General features: G+C 36.2%; 15 protein-coding genes. 5 read left to right on the forward strand and 10 right to left on the reverse strand.

From position 1 onward, the window contains the following. Positions 1-64: 64 nt before the first annotated feature. From ACR30L_RS17515 to ACR30L_RS17555, 9 genes are all read right to left on the reverse strand, one after another. Complete coding sequence (locus tag ACR30L_RS17515) at positions 65-1,834, reverse strand: ATP-binding protein (protein WP_435235519.1); 1,770 nt, start codon at positions 1,832-1,834, stop codon at positions 65-67. Further along, positions 1,835-2,962 (reverse strand): SIR2 family protein, encoded by a 1,128-nt coding sequence (locus tag ACR30L_RS17520; RefSeq protein ID WP_435235520.1) that lies wholly within the window; start codon positions 2,960-2,962, stop codon positions 1,835-1,837. It lies immediately after the preceding gene. Between the two features lie 161 nt (positions 2,963-3,123). Beyond that, on the reverse strand, positions 3,124-5,316 hold the full coding sequence (locus ACR30L_RS17525) for an SEC-C metal-binding domain-containing protein (protein WP_435235521.1): 2,193 nt from the start codon (positions 5,314-5,316) through the stop codon (positions 3,124-3,126). 62 nt (positions 5,317-5,378) lie between these two features. Further along, on the reverse strand, positions 5,379-6,488 hold the full coding sequence (locus ACR30L_RS17530; RefSeq protein ID WP_435235522.1) for an SIR2 family protein: 1,110 nt from the start codon (positions 6,486-6,488) through the stop codon (positions 5,379-5,381). Continuing rightward, positions 6,481-8,235 carry a restriction endonuclease subunit S gene (locus ACR30L_RS17535; RefSeq protein WP_435235523.1) on the reverse strand — a complete coding sequence of 585 codons (1,755 nt, stop codon included), beginning with the start codon at positions 8,233-8,235 and terminating at the stop codon, positions 6,481-6,483. The genes ACR30L_RS17530 and ACR30L_RS17535 overlap by 8 nt, the downstream gene beginning before the upstream one ends. After that, positions 8,235-9,725: an N-6 DNA methylase gene (locus ACR30L_RS17540; RefSeq protein WP_435235524.1), complete on the reverse strand. Its 1,491-nt coding sequence runs from the start codon at positions 9,723-9,725 to the stop codon at positions 8,235-8,237. The genes ACR30L_RS17535 and ACR30L_RS17540 overlap by 1 nt, the downstream gene beginning before the upstream one ends. Before the next feature lie 80 nt (positions 9,726-9,805). Next, on the reverse strand, positions 9,806-12,259 hold the full coding sequence (hsdR, locus tag ACR30L_RS17545) for an EcoAI/FtnUII family type I restriction enzme subunit R (protein WP_435235525.1): 2,454 nt from the start codon (positions 12,257-12,259) through the stop codon (positions 9,806-9,808). A gap of 142 nt (positions 12,260-12,401) precedes the next feature. Next, positions 12,402-13,805, reverse strand: coding sequence for a DEAD/DEAH box helicase (locus ACR30L_RS17550; protein WP_435235526.1), 1,404 nt, complete (start codon positions 13,803-13,805; stop codon positions 12,402-12,404). Next, positions 13,796-14,359 (reverse strand): response regulator, encoded by a 564-nt coding sequence (locus ACR30L_RS17555; protein WP_435235527.1) that lies wholly within the window; start codon positions 14,357-14,359, stop codon positions 13,796-13,798. The genes ACR30L_RS17550 and ACR30L_RS17555 overlap by 10 nt, the downstream gene beginning before the upstream one ends. A gap of 97 nt (positions 14,360-14,456) precedes the next feature. On the opposite strand from ACR30L_RS17555, the gene ACR30L_RS17560 reads away from it, so the two are divergent. The 3 genes from ACR30L_RS17560 (at position 14,457) to ACR30L_RS17570 (ending at position 16,993) form a co-directional block, all read left to right on the forward strand. After that, positions 14,457-14,663, forward strand: coding sequence for a helix-turn-helix domain-containing protein (locus tag ACR30L_RS17560; RefSeq protein ID WP_435235528.1), 207 nt, complete (start codon positions 14,457-14,459; stop codon positions 14,661-14,663). A 582-nt stretch (positions 14,664-15,245) separates the two neighbouring features. Beyond that, a complete protein-coding gene (locus tag ACR30L_RS17565; protein WP_435235529.1) occupies positions 15,246-15,665 on the forward strand; it encodes an NIF family HAD-type phosphatase in 420 nt (139 codons plus the stop codon). Between the two features lie 293 nt (positions 15,666-15,958). Next, complete coding sequence (locus tag ACR30L_RS17570) at positions 15,959-16,993, forward strand: IS110 family transposase (RefSeq protein ID WP_435235530.1); 1,035 nt, start codon at positions 15,959-15,961, stop codon at positions 16,991-16,993. A 352-nt stretch (positions 16,994-17,345) separates the two neighbouring features. On the opposite strand, the gene ACR30L_RS17575 is transcribed toward ACR30L_RS17570, so the two are convergent. Continuing rightward, positions 17,346-18,272 carry a GlxA family transcriptional regulator gene (locus ACR30L_RS17575; protein WP_435235531.1) on the reverse strand — a complete coding sequence of 309 codons (927 nt, stop codon included), beginning with the start codon at positions 18,270-18,272 and terminating at the stop codon, positions 17,346-17,348. 113 nt (positions 18,273-18,385) lie between these two features. Here ACR30L_RS17575 and ACR30L_RS17580 point away from each other — a divergent pair, with 113 nt between their 5' ends. Together ACR30L_RS17580 and ACR30L_RS17585 are read left to right on the forward strand one after the other, a co-directional pair. Next, on the forward strand, positions 18,386-18,910 hold the full coding sequence (locus ACR30L_RS17580) for a cysteine hydrolase family protein (protein WP_435235532.1): 525 nt from the start codon (positions 18,386-18,388) through the stop codon (positions 18,908-18,910). 806 nt (positions 18,911-19,716) lie between these two features. Then, positions 19,717-20,514, forward strand: a complete 798-nt coding sequence (locus ACR30L_RS17585) for an alpha/beta fold hydrolase (protein WP_435235533.1) — start codon at positions 19,717-19,719, stop codon at positions 20,512-20,514. Positions 20,515-20,922 lie beyond the last annotated feature (408 nt).

The following is a 20,922-nucleotide window of genomic DNA, read 5'->3' on the forward strand; positions in this document are numbered from 1 at the left end:
ATTCCCAGACATATCAAATATTATCAACATATAAATTAAAGATTCTTAAGTTTTGGGTACCAAACTACTCCCCCCAAAGCTCTTTCAAATCGACATCATCACTATCAGGTTGGTGTTCTTTGGGTAACTCTTTAAATTGAACAACCATCGGTAAATCAAATGAAGTACCTGTAATAATTGCACACCCTCTAGCTAAATTGGGAATCATTGAACGTGACAAAGAATCTAATGTGCTAATTGAATTTTCAAGCAAAAGTAAATCACGATCATTTACTAATCGATGGATAAAAAAGTTATGTATTTGCGACATTATCGTTGCCGATATATCTGCTGGGCGCTGACTAGAAAGGGTTAAATAAAAACCAAACTTGCGACCTTCCTTAATGATTTCTTCGAATAATTCCAACCGGTAATCTTTCCAGCTTTCGCTCTCACGATTTGATTGTATAGATAATATATTGTGTGCTTCATCAATAATTAAATGAAAAGTTTTCTTAGGTGGACTTACATTTATTACTGCTTCTTTATGCATACCGTAATAATACTTAGCTAATAATAGAGGTATTACTTTCTTAATTTCTTGATTGGCTTTTCGCAATGAAACTACGGTAAGTAAATTATCCTCGGGGTTATCACCAATATCAAAAACTCTTTCAAGAGATTTTAGTGAGGCTTCCACTCGTTTTAACAGTGGTTGAATGTGTTCAAACTGTACATAACCACTAACTAGATCAGATAACAATTGCAGGTTAATTCTTAACTTTAACTCTGCGAATTGACTTAACTGTCTAACTTGTATTTGCTCTACATGTTGTTTGAAGTTATTTACATAAGCGAGATCATTTTCACCTCCCATAAGATGTCCAGTAGCATTAATGATAAAATGGTTTTTTACACCGTGCCAACTCATTTTATGTGCTAAAGCTTTTAATTCATCGGCACCAATTAGCCCAGCAACTTCCCTAATAAGCTCTGCAAACTCTTTTTTAGGAGATGTACTGATAAGCGCTCTAGTAAGAGTTTTTTTAGCATATGTACCAAGTGTATTAGAAACATCTTTAAATCGTTCCCTACCCGATACAATTCGTTTTAAGAATGGTTTTTGAGTGTTTTCTGTAGCTTTGAATAAAATACCAAAAACCTCTGCATCCCAGAAAACGGCTTCACTTAGTGGAAACTTCTTTCCTTCATTAGTTCGAGTATCTAAATCGTAAACGGTCTTCAATGTTTTATCTGGTACCAGCTGTCCACCTGTATATTCACCATTAAAATCAATCACGACAAAATGGCTTTTACCATTCAATTGAACCAGCTTATTTCTAAACAGAGTCGTATACAAATTCGTTAAAGTATTAGATTTACCACTACCAGTATTACCAAAAACACCAATATGCGTATTAAAAAGTCTTGCCCAAGGTAAAGAAGCTGGTAATTCTTCTTTTAATATTTCACCAACTACAAATTTATCGTCTGGCTCACCGTAAATTTTTTTTACTTGAGCTTCACTCATTAAGTAAGCAATGTCACGGATCATTGGTAGGTGTTTTATTCCCTCCTGAAATACGTCTTGGTGGTAAAAACCAATTGGTTTTAATTCAACTTTTCGAATATAGACTTTGCCATCTTCTGAGAGCACACGTTCATCTAAATATTCGCCTTGTACCAGCGTCACGATATTTTTAAAGCCACGTTTAATAAGGATATGCTCTCTAATCGAAACACCTTTAAATTTTTCACCATCATAAAAAAACGTCTCTTTATTCGATTCTTCATATAATTCAATAACAATATTTACACCTTTAACTGATATCACTTCTCCAATGGCAATACTCATTTACTTACCACCCGTTGTTAAGGTGAAAATACGATTATTAAAGCGCTTAAAGGTTAAGTCCTCGTCAATGCAAATATACTTAACGTTGTTATAACCTTTAAATTTTTTCTTCATTTCTCGTTGCTCATCTTCATTAAAACAAGAGATGTAAACCGTTAAGGTGGGGTTAGAGAGTGAGCGCTGTACCAAATGAAGAATATGCTCATCAGCAAATGAAAATCCAAAGGTAATTAAAGCTGCATTAGGTCGCTCTAATTCAAAACTTAGGTGCCTTAATATTTGATAATAAGCCTCTTCAAAGACCGTTTCATGAAACTTCCATTTGGTTGGATTAACAATAGGTATTTGTTTATATTTATCCCAAAATTCGATACTAGAGAAGTCAGACCAATCTTCAGATTCATAGAATGCAATTAAGTCCCCTAACGACTTGGAGTCATCATTTACAATTTTTTCAAAGTCTTCTAGAAATCTTTCTTGTGTAACATCAAATTTAATATTGTAACTTGTTTGCCCATAATTGACTTCAATACCCTGCCCCTCCTTTTTCCAATAAACAGAGCCATGTGGATGCAAAATATTAAGCTGGGGCAAGTATTCATCATGTTTATCAAAAATACCTTTTTGAACAACACGATTATTAAAGTTTTTAGTATGAAATCTTCGGTGTTGGAAACCAGCACTGCCATCGTTCACCACGCAATTTATAGCCTGTTCTGATAGCAAGTTATCGGCAGATATTTCAAAACAGCTATCATAATTGGTTGTATATATATTACATTTTTTTCCACTTCTGCTTTGCTTATCCAATGTAATTAACAACGTTTGAAGAAACCTTTTATATTCATCTAGCACTTCAACACGATGAGGAGGAAAAGGAGGCCTAGGTGAATGAGGTAAACCAGTATAAATACATTTTTTGTAGTAGTGCATAAACAATAATGAGTATAAACTTTCTTTTTTACTGTCATCTAGGTCTTTTGCTAATGTTTCAAAAGTATAAGACTCGCCATCTGCATCTTTTAATTGCAGTGCTAAAGTAGGGAGAAATCCATATGATGCACCTGCCCCGAACAAAAAATTCAAGTTGTGTTCATAAATATCATAAAGATTAAATTTGTCAGACATAACTACAGTTCTCCTGCAAAAGCTTTTTGATTAGTGAATAGAGCAAATTAGTTAATTCAGTTGAGCGTTATTCATACTCAATAAATAACACCTAACTTTAAATAGATAATGGGGGCTATCAGTATTTTATTAGTCAGATTGACTCATAAATGTCACTGATATTACAAACAACAATGCTTGTATTTTTTGCCACTACCACAAGGACATGGAGCATTACGTCCAATTTTCTTCGATTTTGAAGCTGTTCGCTTATATTTTGGTAAATTTAGATGTCCGTTATTGATCAAGTTTCGTCCCTCAATCAGCGGTAAGTCACCAACTAATTTATCCATTTCATCAGATGGTTCCCAAACTGATTTATGGTAAGTCGCAAATTTAAACCTTTTGCTTATAGGGCAGAAACATAAACCGATCCATGAGTTCGCCTTGCATGTGTATTTTCTTTTTTCACAATGAACTGCCAATCTCTTATATGCAGTTGAAATTTCATCAGTATTGCAATGAATTGTTATTCCTGATTTCCCTTCTGTAAATCCAAATGTAACATCATGATGTTTCTTGTCTTCATTACACTGCTTAATTAAGCGCTCAATCACTTCATTGTATTGATTTTTTGTATCACCTGAAACGGAAAGCAAATGGATACCAAGCTGCAATAGCCCATAGTCAGAAGAATGCTTAATATCTTCTAAAATTGCTCCTACATATGTATCAGGGTCTACGGTTAATATTCCATCAGGTGTTCTCGGGACATCAACACCATCTCTCCTTGCTAGCATAGCAAGTTCAAGATCAGCGGAAAGATCATCGTCGAGCAAAACCATATTTGGTTTATCTTCAAAATATAGATTTTGTTTTATATAAACAGATAATATCGTTAACTCGTGGTGTGATATAAGAGTGTCAGCAAAGTTACTTCTCTTTTGAATATAATCTAAAAAGAATAGTGATGACTCAAGCATTTCAGATAATAAGTCAATTAGAAAAACATCCATCACATGTGGAAATTGAATCACATCCGTAACTTGATAAGTTAAAAATTGTCTTGCTTGGCTAGCTAATGCAGGGTAATAATCTGAAACAATACAAAATGGAAAAATAGTTTTAAACGTTTGATCTATTTTTAATACATCACCGTTCTCGTACTTAAAAACAACACCTTCTTTTAGCAATAATTCAGAACATAAATACGCTTGATCATACGCATCCTGAACTGCTTTCTTAAAATCATCTTTTAATTGATTGCTATTCCCTTTTCTTGCGGAGATCGTTAGCTTTTTAGATTTAGCTTGGATGACAAGTGCGATGTGACCAAAGGTAACAAGTACATCGATTTCGCCTGTTTTATTTTTACCCTCAAAGATATCAATATTGGTATAAACATTATCTTTACCAAAAACCATTTCTAATCGTTGTGCAGTAAAGTCTTCGGTAAAGGCTCCTCTATTTTCACTAGCAGTTGCAGAATATTTTTTATCTGCATTGAACCAGAAAAAAGGACTTTCATATAATGCCTCCCATAGACTGTAAGGCTGAAAACTAATGTACTCATCCTCATCAAGCTTAATAATTGGAAAAGCATTTCTATGGTTAAAATCATCAACACTTTTAAACCTTTCCATACCCTCAGCGGGGGTAGCAGAAAGAGCGTTTATAACTGCAATCACGGTATCTACTGGTAATTTTGAATATTCAACAATCTCATGAATTGAAAACTTAAAAATTGGTACATAATTTCGTAAGTATAGGCTTTTAGCTTCTGAAATTAGTTTATTTATGTTGTCTAACTGAAGCTGTTCAATAGTACGTATAACAACGGCAGCCTGCTCAATTAAGAAACCTTTATTATGATCTAACCATTGATTGTCATTTTGATATCGGATTACAGATAAATCACGATATTGGTGTTTGTAGACACCCTCTCCGCTATAAAAAATAGCTTCGCGCATAAAGTCGCCTCCACTTAGCACTTCTGAAGGGGGAACTTTATTTTTTAACAATTTATCAAAGTCGATGGGAAGATAAAAAGAAGAGTGAAGCTCCTCAAAAAGGTTATAAATGAGAGTTGCAGTGTGCTCTAGTGATTCCCTATTTAACTCATTTTGAACAAGACCATTTTTACAGGCTAACCCAATTAATGTGGACAGCTCGGTACGAGAAAGCTTACTACGATCATATTGCTGAGCCATGACATTAGCATCGAGTTTTCCATCAATCGCATGAATATAAGTGTCTTTTAAACATAAGAATGCAATAACACCTATGAATCCAGGTTGGGCACAAACAGTTTCAAGCTCTTTAAAAATTTCAGATTCAGTTCTTACTTTTCCATCACCCATTCCGAACATATTCATACCGCCTTTTCTATAAGAGCATCAAATTTAGCTACTATAACCATGTTGCTCAGCTATAACTTCTATATAAGCATCAAATTTAGAATGTCAAATACCTTGCCATATTCACCACTTTCATACCAAATAGGTTTAATATTGCACATCATAAGCCTTTGTTCTAAGTCTTGAGCTTTCTCTTCATCACTAGGAAATTCGATTATTGCATAGTGGTCTGCAATTTCATTTTTTGGCTCAATTTCTAATAATTTTTCAAATGTTGCTATGGTTCTGTCCATTTCTAAACTACAACCGATGAAAAGAAATGAATGACTCCGATAAAGGTGAGAAAGTAACTTTGGTAAAGGAAAACTCATATCAACTATTTGTTCTTCAGTCTGACTATAAGCTCTTTTATATTCACTTTTAGTAAAAACACGATGTTGAGGGTTATCAATATTGCCATGTAACTTTAAAAGATATTTACTGCCTTTGGTGATCGCTTTGATAAAAGTGTGTGGGTCATTAAGGCCCACTGTTTTTTCTGTAAATGATTTACCTTGTTGGTCATAACAGTTTTCAATAACTCGATCAAAGTTAGTTGTGATGATACACCCGTTAAACAGCTCGGGTAAAATCCATGCGTAAGATGCTTCTGGGTTAGCATGCTCAAAATCTTGAGCGAAGTAAAACTCAAACGATTCGCCTCTTGGTTGCTCGATTATCAATTCTAATAAATCTTCATATTTGTTATCTGCTAAATGAGAATTGATTATTTCATCTGAAATACCAACCTCTTTGGCTTTTTGCTCAAGATAACCACTCCAGCTTTGGCACCCTGCGCTTATTGATGCACCTGCACCGACAAATGGCGTAATTTTGTTTGCTCTTTGTGCTTTTAGTAATTCATCGTAATTTTGCTGATTTCTTGGGAATTTCTCTGAATTTAGAACATAAGAAAACCGCTGTAGTCTAATTCGTTCACTTTCTTGATTATATAAATTGAGGTCACCATGAAATAGCGCAAGACTTGGTCTTGCAAGATGAATAGGAGCATCTTCTCCTTTTTGAAAGTAAACCGCATAGTTAGAGTCATCATCATCTAATGTTTCATTTTCAGAATGAAATTCATAATATTTCTCTAATGCTTTTAGTAAAGGTTCAATATGTTCTTTGATTTTCATTGCATTAGCCATTATTTATATCTCTATCTGTCTTTTTAGCACTAATCACATCAGCGAAATACATTTGGGTTTGTTGAGCATGGGTTAAACAAATTTTGAGTTTATCGCAGATGTTCATTAATCGTTCGACTTTTGCTACGATACGATTTTGCTCTGAGAGAGGAGAAACCGGAATAATTAATTCCTCCCATTTCCCTCTATTTATTATTGGTGTTGCAGAACCTGTCGATTTTTCTAGTACAGATTCATAGAATTGGTTAGTGGAAACTGAAGTTTTTAAAAACTCCGATGAAAATAAAATTGGATGCATTGCATTAATCTGTTGATTAAACGCGATTCGGTCTTTCGCAAGGGTACTTTTTCCAATTGAGCCTCCGATGCAAACCATTAAAAGATCACCTTTATTTGCAGTGGTACTCTGCTCTAATCCTAATGCAGTTAGTGTTTTTTCTGAAATAAGCAATTCCCCTTGTGGCGTTATTTGACCAGGGCCAACAAATTGAATCTCACCATTGAAATAGTTAAAATTTCTTGTATTAGGCGTTTTTCCTGTTGCACCTACTCCTATAGACCCCAATCGACACCACTCCCACCCATTTGGTAGCTCAAACGGCTTTTCTTCATCTGTAATTAGCGGTAAAGTTTTTTGTTTTTTGATTTTTTTGTCTTTGATTAGCTGCGCTTTTTCGGCGGCGATGCGTTCCAGTAGTTTTGAAGCGGGTTCATCGTTAGGATTTTGCGGAACAAGTTTGCCCATAACGGCGAGTTGCAGGATGGTTTGTTTTAGCTGGTCGATGCTGTGCTCGGTGGTAAACAGGGTGTCGAAAAACTCACTGACACGCGCCCAGTTTTGATTTAACTCGTTAGCATTTTTGCTATCGGTTAAAGTGGCTAGCAACACCTCCACTAAGGTTTTATGGGCATCAATGCTTGATTCTGTTTGCTGTTCAAGCTGATCACAAAGTGCCATTAGTTCATCAACTTTAGCAACGATGCGGTGTTGTTCTTTTTGAGGTGGTAAATAAATTAGCAACTCCTTTAGTACAGAGGCTTTAATACCTTTAGCGGTTGTCCCTGTAGCTTTCTCCTTCAATAGTTTTTGAAAGTTGGGAGACATCAAAAACAATCGGAGGAAATTTGAAATATCAGGCAAGTGAAGCTGAAAACAAATAGCACGTTGAGCTAACGCAAATCTTTCTTTCAATTCTACTTGAGCCACATTTCCAAGCGGAGCTTCTGGCGTGAAGAGAATGTCACCTATTTGAGGAAAGCCCCTTGTCATCCATACTGAATATTCATCCTGTGATATAAATTCTTCTGGTTGCAGTGATATAAAACCAAACTTTACATTCTTTGCCGTTATTAGCCTGACACCTGAATCAAGTTTTTTAGGAGTTTTTCCTCTGTAATCAATAAACTTAGCCAAGTTTCCAAGCTTAATTTTCCCCCAAGAGCGAGGAGAAACTAAATACTCATCACTTTCTAAAATCTTTTTACTAGCTTTTGTCTTTAGATTCTCATCCAAGATTAACCTTTCTTGCTCTGTAAAGTTTTTTTCAAGCAGAGCTGAAGCTGGCTCATCACTAGGATCTTGTGCTACTAACATCCCTCGCACGGCTAATTCTAGAATAAGCTCTCTTAGTTTTTTAATACCATATAATTCTATTTTTTTGCTTGAACCACGCCCTGTTGCTTTTTTATTTTTTATTGCCGCAGTCCAAATATCGATATTGTCGGTAATAAGGTTTTCAATTGTCATTACTTAGCCTCATTACTTTCTATTGAACTGTTCGATGATGAAAGCGCATTACCAAGAATATCTTTAAGTTGGTTACGTAGCTCACTAATCTCTTCTTGCTGCTGTTTGTAATTCGCTAATAACTCCTGCGGATCATGATTGATCACTTCACCTTGATAAGGGTTTTTAATATCAAGATTAAAGTTACGCTTAATGATCTCATCAATTGAAACTTTCCACGCTTGGTTGTTTTCAATTCGGCTAGCAAAACCATCCTGTTCATTACCCCACCAATCAAGCTCGGTGCTGAACTCTTCAAACTTCATTGGTTTGGTTTTATTATAGTTTTTTACCCCTTCTGGATAGGGATGCTCATAGAACCAAACGTCTTTCGTCGGCTGACCTTTAGTGAAGAACAGAATATTAGTTTTAATGCCCGTGTAAGGATTAAATACACCGTTTGGTAAACGCACGATGGTATGCAAATTACACTCTTCGGTTAGCATCTTTTTGATCTTGGTTTTAACACCTTCACCAAAGAGCGTGCCATCGGGTAATACCACGGCTGCTCGTCCACCATTTTTAAGCACTTCGATGATCAATTGCAAAAATAGATCTGCCGTTTCACGGGTTTGCATCTCGCTTGGGAAGTTTTTCTCGATACCATCTTCTTCGGTGCCACCAAAGGGTGGGTTGGTGACTATCACATCAAATTCTTGATCCCAACTGGAAAGCGGTTTATTTAATGTATTACCGTGTTTAACCTGTACGGGAACTTCAATGCCATGAAGCATCATATTGGTGGTACATAACAAGTGCGGCAGCTGTTTTTTCTCTACGCCATGGATTTGCTTCTGTAAGGTTTGGTGATCTTCGGTAGTTTTTACGTAATTGTCTTTAACATGATCAAAACTACAAGCTAAGAAGCCACCCGTACCACAGGCGGGATCTATAATTGTCTCTCCTAATTTTGGATCGGTGACTTCAACAATAAATTTCGTGATCGCACGGGGGGTATAAAATTCGCCCGAATTTCCTGCACTTTGTAAGTCTTTTAATATCTGCTCATAAATATCCCCAAACAGATGACGTTCATTAGAATCGGTAAAATCTATTTCGTTGAGTTTATTGATCACCTGACGCAGTAGCGTACCGTTTTTCATATAGTTAAAGGCATCACTAAATGCAGCTTTGACGACATGACCACGCGGATTAAGCGCAATCGGTGCCGTTAGATTTTTCAGACTTGGGAAGAGAACATCATTAACAAAGTCTAATAACTCTTCACCGGTAATCCCCTCTGCATCCTGTGCCCAGCTACGCCATAGATATTGCTCTGGGATCGGTGCTTTATAGTTATCTAATTCCAGTTCTAATTCTTCTTCTTGGGCATCAAATACTTTAAGAAATAATAACCATGACATTTGCCCTAAACGCTGCGCATCACCGTCTACTCCGGCATCTTTACGCATAATATCTTGAATGGATTTGATTGCTGAACTGACTGACATAAACTTCTCTTTTATTATTGTATGATCGTCGAGTATGTTGCTAGTTAACAACACACTGGACGTTTATTTTGTATTTTAAATTACGCGGTTTGCTGTGTTGGCTGGTAAATTTCCGCTTCTAATTCACTGATTGCCTGCTCGTATTGTGGTTTACCACCGAAGCCTTTTTTGATAATTTCACTAAGGCTACCAATTTGATTAAAAGGCTGAACTTTGAGCACTTGCATGCTTTCAATCTCTTGCACACCAACATCTGCATATTTATTAAGGAGATTATCTAATACGGTTTGTGCTGTGTCCGAATATTTGGTGAAATAATTACGCTTTTTAACGTTGTTTGCTCGTTCCTTGCGCGTTAACGCAGGTTGGTCATAGACAACATGACAGATCATATCAAAGGGGTCGAGATCGATACCTACTTCTTGGGTCAATGCTTCCCAAATAATCCCTACCTCCTCTAACTCATCGATCACGGTTTGTTTGCGATCTGCCGTATTCCAACGTTTAACAAATTCGTCTAGCGAACTAAACTGACTGCCCATTGTTTTGCGGGTGTAATCTTTAAATGATTCTGTCACTAATTTACCATCGGTGTCGTAATACTGCACACGCTCGGCCATCTTTTTAACGGTCACACCAGAGACATGAAACTTAATAAAACGTTTTTCTTCATCATCATCGGTTATTTCACCCCAATCATCGTTGTTGATTGGTAATTGATCATCCGTTGTCCCATCCGTTTGTGCGTCATAATCTGAGGGAGGATTTTCTGTTATCGTGTTTTCGTCATCGGGATGTTCTGGCGGAGTCTCAATATCTACTTTACCCTCATCTATTTCTTCAGGTGTTCGCTCCATTATCTGCACAGGCTCGCCATCAAAGGTTTCATCGGCAAACAGTTCAGTGGCTTTTTTGAAGTCTAAAATAGTGAACCAGAGTTTATTGTATTTATCGTTAATACGCGTACCACGACCAATAATCTGTTTAAATTTAGTCATCGATTGAATATTTTGATCAAGCACGATTAGTTTACAGGTTTGAGCATCAACCCCCGTGGTCATTAATTCAGAGGTTGTGGCTATCACAGGATACGCTTTTTTAGGGTTAATAAAGTTATCCAGCTGCGCTTTACCGATTTCATCGTCACCCGTGATTTTCATGACATATTTTTCGTTTTTAGCGATCTGCCCCGGATTCAAATTAACTAGAGCACGGCGCATACGTTCGGCATGATTAATATCGTTACAAAAAATAATCGTTTTAGCCATGGGGTCGGTGCATTTTAGATAACTGGTCACAGTCTCTGCCACCAACTGAGTCCGCTCATCAATCACTAAGGTGCGATCAAAATCTTTTTGGTTATAGATGCGATCTTCAATCAGTTCACCATTTTTGTCCATCTGACCTTTTGTTGGTCGCCACCCTTGTAGATCGACATCGATATCAACACGTACCACCTTATAGGGAGCAAGGAAACCATCTTCAATCCCTTCTTTTAATGAGTAGGTATATACAGGCTCACCAAAGTAATCGATATTAGACACTTCTTCTGTTTCTTTAGGCGTTGCGGTTAAACCAACCTGCGTTGCCCCTCTGAAATACTCTAAAATTTCGCGCCATGCACTGTCGTCAGCAGCACTACCACGGTGGCACTCGTCGATAATAATCAGATCAAAGAAATCAGGATCGACTTGTTTAAATGCCTTTTGATATTCTTCCGGTCCCGTTAATGCTTGATACAGTGCAAGGTGAATTTCATAGGCGGGATCAACGGTGCGTTTGGTGACTTTGGTTAACGCTTCTCCAAAGGGTTGGAAATCATTGGTTTTGGTTTGATCAACCAGAATATTGCGATCAGCTAAAAATAGAATGCGTTTTTTCTGCCGCGATTTCCATAACCGCCAGATAATTTGAAAGGCGGTATAGGTTTTACCTGTCCCAGTTGCCATCACCAATAACATGCGTTTTTGACCACGAGATACCGCTTCTATCGTTTTGTTGATTGCTTGCAGCTGGTAATAACGTGGGGATTTACCACTGCCATCATCATGATAGTCTTGGGTAATAAGCGGTAACTGCTCTTTCTTAAAGCCGCGATAAATACAATACTTATTCCATAAATCTGTCGGCGTTGGGAATTCATCTAAGCTAATTTCAGTTTCTAACTGCGTAGGATTAGTTTTATCGTGGAAAATATAACCGTCGCCATTGGAAGCAAAGATAAATGGCACCTCAAGTAGGCGCGCATAATCTAGCCCCTGTTGCATCCCTTTACCAACATCATACTTATTGGCTTTGGCTTCGATGACAGCCAGTGGCATATTGGGTTTATGGTAGAGTACGATATCTGCTGATTTGACGGTTTTACGCATGCCGATTTGACCGCGTACTATCACTTGACCATCACGTAGTTTCACCTCTTGGCGAATTTGTGTCATATCATCCCATCCTGCATTTTTTATGCTTGGGAGAATGAATTTTGTAATGATATCTGTTTCAGTGAGGTTTGATTTTTTAATTGTCTTTGTCTGCATGAGATAAAACCACCGAATTGTTTAAGCTTCAATGAGTTTTATTATGCATGATTTTAGATGTATTTTACATGAAATTGAGCATGCTTTATGATGGGATATAGGAGGAAGATAGTACTAACTCTGTGTTTTCTGCTCAAAAAAATCAAAGAGAAGATTCAAACGTTGCAATAATTTGTTCCCTGAACATACCGAGCATTTCAATCGAAGGTAGAAATACGTTTAAGTTTTGATCTGCGAGGGATTTTTCGGCATTAGTTAAATCAGTTGATTCATTATTCGCTGATTCATCCCATTCAAACGGTTGCTCGATTAACTGTTCATTTTGTTTACGAGGAGTACCGGATTTGTCAAATTCTTCAATGGGAAAATCTTCATTAATAACGACATTGTAATCAGGTAAATCATCTTTGATACGATTAGCGAATTCTGAAAGTTTTTTTTCAGCAAATGTGTATAGCCATGCTTCTTGATTTTGTGCCTCATTAATTCGTAAGATACGACCTAATACTTGTCTAAAATACAATTCTGTTTTTATTCGACTCAAATGACAGCAAACCTGTAAACGGGGAATGTCAGTGCCTTCAGACACCATTCCAACACTTACAATCCATTGCGTATTGGAATACCTAAATTGATCAATAATTTCAGATGGTTTAATCTGCTTATAGGTAACCAAAACAGCTGTCTGGTTAAATGTTTCTCGAAGTAGTTTAATAATTTGAACTGCGTGTTCTACGGATGATGCTACGGCTAGCGCCCCAGCATTAGGGTTACAGCAGCGTATTAGCTTTAACTTATCACACCCTCGTTTGAGGATATCTTTCATTACATAATCATTAGTAATAACTGACTGATACGAAACGATTGATTGATTTAATAACTCTTGAAGACCTGTAAATACCTTCTTTTGGTTATCTTCATCTGTAACAGATATTTTTTCGTTATCGATTAATACTAAGGTAGGTATCCGGCAAACACGATCTTGCACTGCATCTTTTAGACCATAGATATAATCACACTGAATTAGCCCATCAGGATCGCTGTAGTTTGATAAAACTATCGGTGCATTATCAGATCGCCATGGTGTGCCTGTTAAAGCAAGGGTAAACGTTGCTTGCTGTTGAATGTTTTGAATTATTTCTTCACCCCATGCATTTGCATTTTCCAGTGAAGATCCTGAACAATGATGGATTTCATCAAACACGACCAATACGCGATTATTTTTAAGCAATTGCCAAAAATCTTCTTTAAAAAACATTATGTTTTGGTAAGTATAGGAGCAACCAATAGCACCTATCACACCATCAAATCGAGCGCCAAACCTTTTAGTAAAAGTGTAAGTAATACTTTGAGATACTGTACTTGAAGGAGAAAAACAAAGAACAAAGTCAATTTTATCTTGTTCGTATAGTTTTGCAGCCACTTCAGCCGCCATTACAGTTTTTCCGGCTCCAGGTGTGGCTAAGCATAGAAAATGCTTACTAATTTCTTGATAATGTTCCAGTGCTAACTTAACGCTCTCGGCTTGCCATTTTCTTAATTGCATTGTACTTCCGATTGAATAGCTATGATCGTTTGAATAGCTTTTATTTTTCCTAAAAGTTTTGAGCTTTTATCACGAGCTAGGTGGTACTTCTCCCTAAGTTGTTCTTTCATTTCAGGAACAGAGTCTAATAAACGGATGTATTCTTCCGATTCGCCAATAGCGGACATCATGTCAACTTTGTATTCATTTAAGGTTTCTTGCAACTTTTCTATTGAAGAATTTTCTAGATTTTTTTCACTGGATATTAGTAAATGTTTTTTATAGGAGTCTTTCTTAGGAGAGGAAGATTCCCCAGAAATAAAATTTACGTCTTTAAATAAATCAGTTTTTTTGTACATTATTTTGTGTGAGTTTTTTTTACCACTCTTACTTAACACACCAAATTTAACCAATCTTAGAATATGTTTATAAACATATTTACGAGCTTCAATCGAGCACAAAGATACCTGTGAATGTTGCAGGTACTTATCTCTAAGATTAATTACTGTAAATTTATCAAATGTTTCATCTTCTAAAATCTTAGTAAGAAGAACATTCATTTTTATATTTTTCATAAGTTTTATCATACCAAATTCAACACGCTCCGATAGCGGAGCAATTCTAGGGTTTTTCTCTGTGACAATCAAGCTCTGATGACGGAGCAAAAAATCGATGAATATTGTTGGTAAGAATGTTAGAAAAATCCGAGAGAAAAATGACTGGACTCAAGAACAATTAGCAGCGAGATGTAATTTGTTAGAGTGGAATATTAGCCGAGGAACTTTGGCAAAAATTGAGGCTAAAGTGAGGCGTGTTACAGATGTTGAAGTGAAGTTGTTGGCTGAAGCTCTTGAAACGAATATAGAAGCGTTATTTTAGCGCTAATTAAAGTAACGTACTTCGTTTGGTTACGATTTAAATATATTCAGAATGTGCTGCGCACAACCTAAATTTCTTTGAATGAGTCTTTTTCTAACAGAAAGCCTTGCATTTCATGTAATACACCGGTAACTAGAAGACCCGCTTGATGCTCTCATTGATATTAAAAATGAAGATTTTAAAAAAGTAATTGAAGAAGTCCCACATGGTGGAGCATATATTAATTCAGGTTTACAAGAGCCTAAAATACTTATTTTTGATAATTGTAATTCTCTAGCTCCACTAAACTGCTCTCTAACATTTACTCTACGATCTATTTTAACTACTCAAATAGATGATAATGTGAAAAGCATATTTATTGCTAAGCAGAAGTCATTGGATATGATGTTTAATAATAACAAAGCTGCATTTTATCAATCAAATAGTTATCTCACAACGACCTTATAACCGATGAAAGTTACAATGGGAGGATAGTGAATTGTTAGGTAACATAAACTGCCTCAGAAATGATGAGAAATTTAATCTAAATTAGTGGCCAAAACCACTAAACCATAACTGTTTACTGAAATGGAGAATCGAGGAATGTTAAAAGTAATCGCTTTAGATCTAGAAGGGACGCTCATCTCAAATGCAATGAGCCAAATACCTAGGCCGGGGTTATATGCCTTTCTTGAGGGATGCAAATCAATAACAGACCGTGTAGTAATGTATACTACTGTAAAAGAAGCTATCTTTAGAAATATAGCAGATCTTCTTGTATCAGAAGGAACAGCTCCAAAATGGTTTTCTACAATTGAGTATGTAAACTGGAAGGGGAAAACTAAGGATCTTCGATTGATACCCAGTAATGAGGTGAGTTCTTCTGTTTTAGTCGATGACTTTCATATATATGTCCACAAAGGTCAAGAGTGTCAGTGGGTTAAAATCGCCCAATTTGATCATCCGTACCTCGATAATGATAGTGAACTAAAGGTTATTTTGCATAGATTAATGTCAATGTAAACTTTTGTAGATTCGTTGTTTTGTATGGCGTAAAGGACACAAACGGAATTATAGAAATCAATATTTCTATAAAGTTCAGTGGTTAAAAATTAATTTAAATTTATAGGTGTTAGTCAAATCTGACTGTCTCAAAAGCCACTAAAGCAGTCATTAGAAGTTCTGTCATTAATGTCCGCTGTTCCGAAAAAAACAGACATTACTGGTAAGTCGCTTTCACCCCCAAAGCGATGTGTGGACTCCACCAACTCTAGCAAGTAGCGTAGAGTATCGGTAACTAATTAGGAGACCATATTATGCTTAAATCCAATATTTTCGGAATCGATCTAGCTAAAACAGTACTTCAAGTTTGCCAAATCAGCCAGCATGGTGAATTGGTTATGAATAAAGCCGTTAACCGACAAAAGCTAAAAGAGTTACTTGCTAATGCCAAGCAGTCAATTGTCGCAATAGAAGGTTGTGGTAGTAGCAATTATTGGGGGCGATATGCTGAACAATTTGGGCATGAAGTCAGAATAATTAGTCCGAAAAAAGTAAAAGGTTTCCTTCAAGGTCAAAAAACAGATGCTAACGATGCCCTAGCCATTGCTAATGCCGCATTACAAATTGGTTTAAAATACAGTAAACCTAAAAATGAAGAGCAGCAATCACTCCAATCTTTAGAAACTAGTCGAGTATTCCTCTCTAGAAGCATCACTTCATTGGGCAATCATATTAGATCAATACTGTATGAATACGGTATAACAAGCTCTCGTGGGGTATTAGGATTAAAAAAAGCAGTTCAAGATACACTTGATGAGCCTAGTTTAATTCCTGCATGTTTGATTTCGACTTTACATCAATTGTGGGAGCAATATCTTTACTTGAAAATTGAATTTGATCAGTTAGAAAAAGTAAAGAACGCATTAGTGAGGCAGTTGAAGCCTTGTAAAAGTTTGATGGATTTGGAAGGTGTAGCTGAAGTATGCTCTGGTATGCTTTATTCAACTATTGGTGATGGTAAACAGTTTACAAGTGGGCGTCAGGCCGCTGCCTTTGTTGGTGTTACACCAAAGCAGCATAGTTCTGGTGGTAAAACTAATATGACAGGTATTATTAAAAATGGAGGGGTTAAAGAATTGAGGTGTGCCTTGTACCAAGGAGCGCTTTCATACATATCCAGGTTACCTGAAGAGCCTACAACATTAAAACAAGCGTGGTTAATACAATTAAGAGAACGCTTAGGTATTAAGAGGACCTGTATTGCATTAGCAAATAAAACGGTCAGAACTGCTTGGGCCATATTAAGATACGAAACCAAATATCAGCAGCAATTATTAAGAACAGAATAAAAATAAAACCAAGTTAACTCAATAAAACAGCTTTACCCAATTTTACAACAATGATGAAGCATAAACGGTAAGACCAACCTATTAAAACCTGTCTAACTCGGAAGTCATAAAAGACTGTCAAAGCGATGAGGATAATAGGTGCGCAAACATCTTAGGCTAGAGGGTAGCTCTCTCAATAGAAAGCCGTATATACGAATGCATCTTATATGTTTATGAAAATTAATCGTTGTAAAACAGGTGGAGTCCATATACGAGTTAGAAACTCATAATAAGCGTTCACTATTTTGCACGCTCTCGGGAAGAAGTGAGCGTTATACCTTTAACCTACTAATATGATATTTGTACAACAGCCTTATTCCACAAAACGCTTTCTAAACTCTCGAGGTGTTAGACCAATAATACGAACAAACAGTTTTCTACAGGCTCCATTGTCCTCATAGCCGACTTTATTGGCTATGAGCTCAAATGACCAGTTCGTTGACTCTAATAAATCGCAAGCTTTTTGAATTCGCAGAAGTTGAATATATTGCTTAGGTTTTAGTTGAGTTGCTTTAAAAAAACGGCGTAGAAAAGTTCGCTCTGTTAAACAGTTTTGTTTCGCTATTTCTGCAATAGTTAGGGGCAAATGATAGGTCTCTTTGAGTGTATGTTGAATTGATAGAATCAGCGCGTCATCATGATTTAAAATCGGAGTGAACTGCCGATAGAAACGTTGTTCGCGTTGCCCAGTATCTACCACTAAATATTTACCTAAACTTCGCACCACACTTGGTTTTGTATATTTACAGATGATTTCGAGAGCTAAATCCAGCCAAGACATCATACCGCCCGCTGTAATAACATCGCCTTGATTAATCAATATTTTATCGATATTCAAAGTAACTTCAGGATATTTTTCACGAAATAGAGCTTCTAACTTCCAATGGGTTGTAACATCTTTATTTTGTAATAAATCGGCAGCTGCAAGAATAAATGTGCCCGCACAAGCTGAGCAGATAGTTGCACCACTATAATGTTGTTGTAATAAGCCTCTCAGTAAATTTTTTGGGGGGCTCAAGTAAAATTCACTGCGATTGCTTGGTGGCAATACAACCACATTAAATCTGTTTTCTGTAAAATCTGTATTGTCATTACAGTTCAATAATTGCGGCATAAATTGACACGGTAATTTTTGTTCGTCGCATACTTGATTCGCTAAATTAAAAACTTCTAAAAAACCATGAAGTGCAGATTTCAAACAATAAGGGTAATCAATAATCGCAATTTTAATGTTTCGCATATTTCTATACACCTGTCATTTTTGACTTGTATGTTGTCAATTATGACTCTAAGAAACCTGCGAAACAACTCATATACTATTCACTTCACATAACTGGCAACTAAGGAATGTTAATGAATAACCAAAAAGCCTTATTAATTATTGATTTACAAAACGATTACTTTCCACAAGGAAAATATCCTCTACACGATACTGCGCAAACTTTAAGTAATATTGAAATAGCTATAGATAAAGCCAATCAACAGAGTATCCCAATTATTCTTATTCAGCATATTGCAGATAGCGACAATGGTATTGCACCATTTTTTAATAAAGGAACTTCTGGTGTGGAGATTCATCCTGCTATTCTAAATGCGGCCCCCAATGCAGATATCGTGGAGAAAAGCTATGCCGATAGTTTTGAACAAACCAATTTGGAAGAAGTATTACAAAAACATAAAATAAAAGAGTTGCTGATAACTGGCATGATGACTCAAAACTGCATAACACATACCGCAATTTCGAAGGCTGCTGATAAATATGGTGTGACGATTGTAATGGATTGTTGTGCAACAGTAGATGATATGATCAATAAAATAGCACTTAATGCTGTTTCAACACGAGTTAACTTACAAACAATAGATCAAACATTTACTTAATCTTATCAAGTGTTGTAGCTGATAAATGTTGTTCATTAATTTATCGGTTTCTAAACCATAATTGGATCGAAAGCGAGATAGTTTATTATACGCGCTTGGGATAAACCGAGCGTAAATAGAGTAGTTTCAACAAGTAAATAGAGTAAAAGATCTAAGTCGGTTTGTACCCCTTTCAGAGTCAGAGCACCAACTCGCTAACGCCCCCCAAGCGCCTTACAAACCGCTCCTGTTAACATCCTCAAAAAGTAGTCCAGTAAAAAAGGAAATAGGATCATTTAACCATTTGGTCTTGGAAAATAGCCTAAATGAGAATAGTATATTTATTATGTAATCTTCAGGGTTATGTGATTATTTATAGATTGTGGTTTTAAGGCGGATATCAATTGATTGGCTATTGATTTTAAGTGTTTTGTGTTGATTTAATGATGAAACCGCTATTTATATAAGAAAAAATAACTACTTAACATAATAGTCATTTTACGCAGGTTACTTGCGCTAACACACATTATTTGGCTAACAACGTCTTGTAGGTTTCTAAGTCGTAAAGCGAGATAGAAAATAATTGAAATTATCTTCTAAATTCACATGTATTTATACACAGATGTACATCATTCCGTATTTTTGTTGTTAATACGGAACTTTTCTATCTATCCACATGATTAAGTTTTCACTTTGATTTTTAACATATTGATTAGTTAATTAAATCTGATACTCTTTTATCAAATTTAAGCAAATTAGACCGTTCTATGTATCCACTGGAAATACGGATAAATTCTGTCTAATAAGCTGTTAGGTTTCTTGTTTCGATGTTAACTCTGCATGATTGGAATAGAATGAAAGAATTTAAATTAGTAAATTGTAATGCAACACTTCGCTATCATGACTTACCAGGTGATGGTGTTCCTATAGTATTCATACATGGTATTGGATGCGCATCTTCTTTTGATTATCCACAGGTTGCATCCGTGGGTGGATTAGAGGGACATCGTCGAATACTTGTTGATCTCATTGGTTCGGGGTTTAGTGACAAACCAGAGCTGTTTGATTACTCGATAGATAATCATGCTGATTATCTTAAAGAACTTATTGAATATTTAGAGCTCGATGATTTCATTCTGTATGCTCATAGTATGGGAGGTGCAGTGTCAATTGCTTTAGCAGCTCGTGTAGAAGGTCGACTTAGATCTCTTATTCTAAGTGAGGCTAACCTTGATGCAGGCGGTGGCTTTTTCAGTCAAAAAATTGCTGCTTATGATGAAGGTGATTACCAGAATTATGGTCATAACGACATAGTCCAAGAAAGTATTAATAGTTCAAATGAAAATTGGGCTGCATCTTTATCAGTAAGCTCTCCGACAGCTATCCATAGAACAGCTTGCTCATTAATTAAGGGAAGTTCTCCAAGTTGGCGTCAAAAATATTATGCACTTAGTTGTTCAAAGACTTATATTTTCGGCAGTAACTCTTTGCCTGATCCTGACTTCGAAGAGCTAATTAAACAACACATTGATGTTGTTACTGTTTCTGAGGCTGGACATTCAATGGCATGGGAAAACCCCGAAGGGCTAGCTTTCGCAATTAGAGGTGCAATTTTAAAAACCTAACAAGAGACTATGGCTCTTTATTTACCATAACACCCGTTATGCGACATTTCTAAAAGACTACCAAAAAAATTCGAGGCTACCTAATGGTAGCCTTTTGTGTGTGTGGTAATGATATGATAAATTAAGTTTTAGCACTATATTAGAGTAAATAGTCTAAGTCGGTTTGTGCCCCAAAGCGCCACAGAAAACTCCAATATAAACAAATATTACAACCACCCGCTTTGAGCTTGAAGCAGTCTGTCAGATTAATATAAGAATCTAGGGCACAAGCTTATTTTATCTATCTTTCTAGCTCGCAAAGAAGCATATAACAAGTTAAACTTTTCTGTTGCGAACACATTTCCGTTAGGTTTCTCTAAAAAATGAACCTATCTATAATGTACTTAAATTACAATCTAACCGATTAAT

This window comes from Psychromonas saccharinae, assembly GCF_051201515.1.
In the GTDB taxonomy this organism is placed as follows: domain Bacteria; phylum Pseudomonadota; class Gammaproteobacteria; order Enterobacterales; family Psychromonadaceae; genus Psychromonas.

What these genes read in the sequence shown, in the direction of transcription:
- ACR30L_RS17540 (WP_435235524.1), bottom strand. Translation starts at nt 9,725, where the DNA reads ATGTCAGTCAGTTCAGCAATCAAATCCATTCAAGATATTATGCGTAAA.
- ACR30L_RS17565 (WP_435235529.1), top strand. Translation starts at nt 15,246, where the DNA reads ATGTTAAAAGTAATCGCTTTAGATCTAGAAGGGACGCTCATCTCAAAT.
- ACR30L_RS17570 (WP_435235530.1), top strand. Translation starts at nt 15,959, where the DNA reads ATGCTTAAATCCAATATTTTCGGAATCGATCTAGCTAAAACAGTACTT.
- ACR30L_RS17530 (WP_435235522.1), bottom strand. Translation starts at nt 6,488, where the DNA reads ATGGCTAATGCAATGAAAATCAAAGAACATATTGAACCTTTACTAAAA.
- ACR30L_RS17525 (WP_435235521.1), bottom strand. Translation starts at nt 5,316, where the DNA reads ATGAATATGTTCGGAATGGGTGATGGAAAAGTAAGAACTGAATCTGAA.
- ACR30L_RS17555 (WP_435235527.1), bottom strand. Translation starts at nt 14,359, where the DNA reads ATGAAAAATATAAAAATGAATGTTCTTCTTACTAAGATTTTAGAAGAT.
- ACR30L_RS17550 (WP_435235526.1), bottom strand. Translation starts at nt 13,805, where the DNA reads ATGCAATTAAGAAAATGGCAAGCCGAGAGCGTTAAGTTAGCACTGGAA.
- ACR30L_RS17560 (WP_435235528.1), top strand. Translation starts at nt 14,457, where the DNA reads ATGAATATTGTTGGTAAGAATGTTAGAAAAATCCGAGAGAAAAATGAC.
- ACR30L_RS17520 (WP_435235520.1), bottom strand. Translation starts at nt 2,962, where the DNA reads ATGTCTGACAAATTTAATCTTTATGATATTTATGAACACAACTTGAAT.
- ACR30L_RS17580 (WP_435235532.1), top strand. Translation starts at nt 18,386, where the DNA reads ATGAATAACCAAAAAGCCTTATTAATTATTGATTTACAAAACGATTAC.
- ACR30L_RS17535 (WP_435235523.1), bottom strand. Translation starts at nt 8,235, where the DNA reads ATGACAATTGAAAACCTTATTACCGACAATATCGATATTTGGACTGCG.
- hsdR (WP_435235525.1), bottom strand. Translation starts at nt 12,259, where the DNA reads ATGCAGACAAAGACAATTAAAAAATCAAACCTCACTGAAACAGATATC.
- ACR30L_RS17515 (WP_435235519.1), bottom strand. Translation starts at nt 1,834, where the DNA reads ATGAGTATTGCCATTGGAGAAGTGATATCAGTTAAAGGTGTAAATATT.
- ACR30L_RS17575 (WP_435235531.1), bottom strand. Translation starts at nt 18,272, where the DNA reads ATGCGAAACATTAAAATTGCGATTATTGATTACCCTTATTGTTTGAAA.
- ACR30L_RS17585 (WP_435235533.1), top strand. Translation starts at nt 19,717, where the DNA reads ATGTTAACTCTGCATGATTGGAATAGAATGAAAGAATTTAAATTAGTA.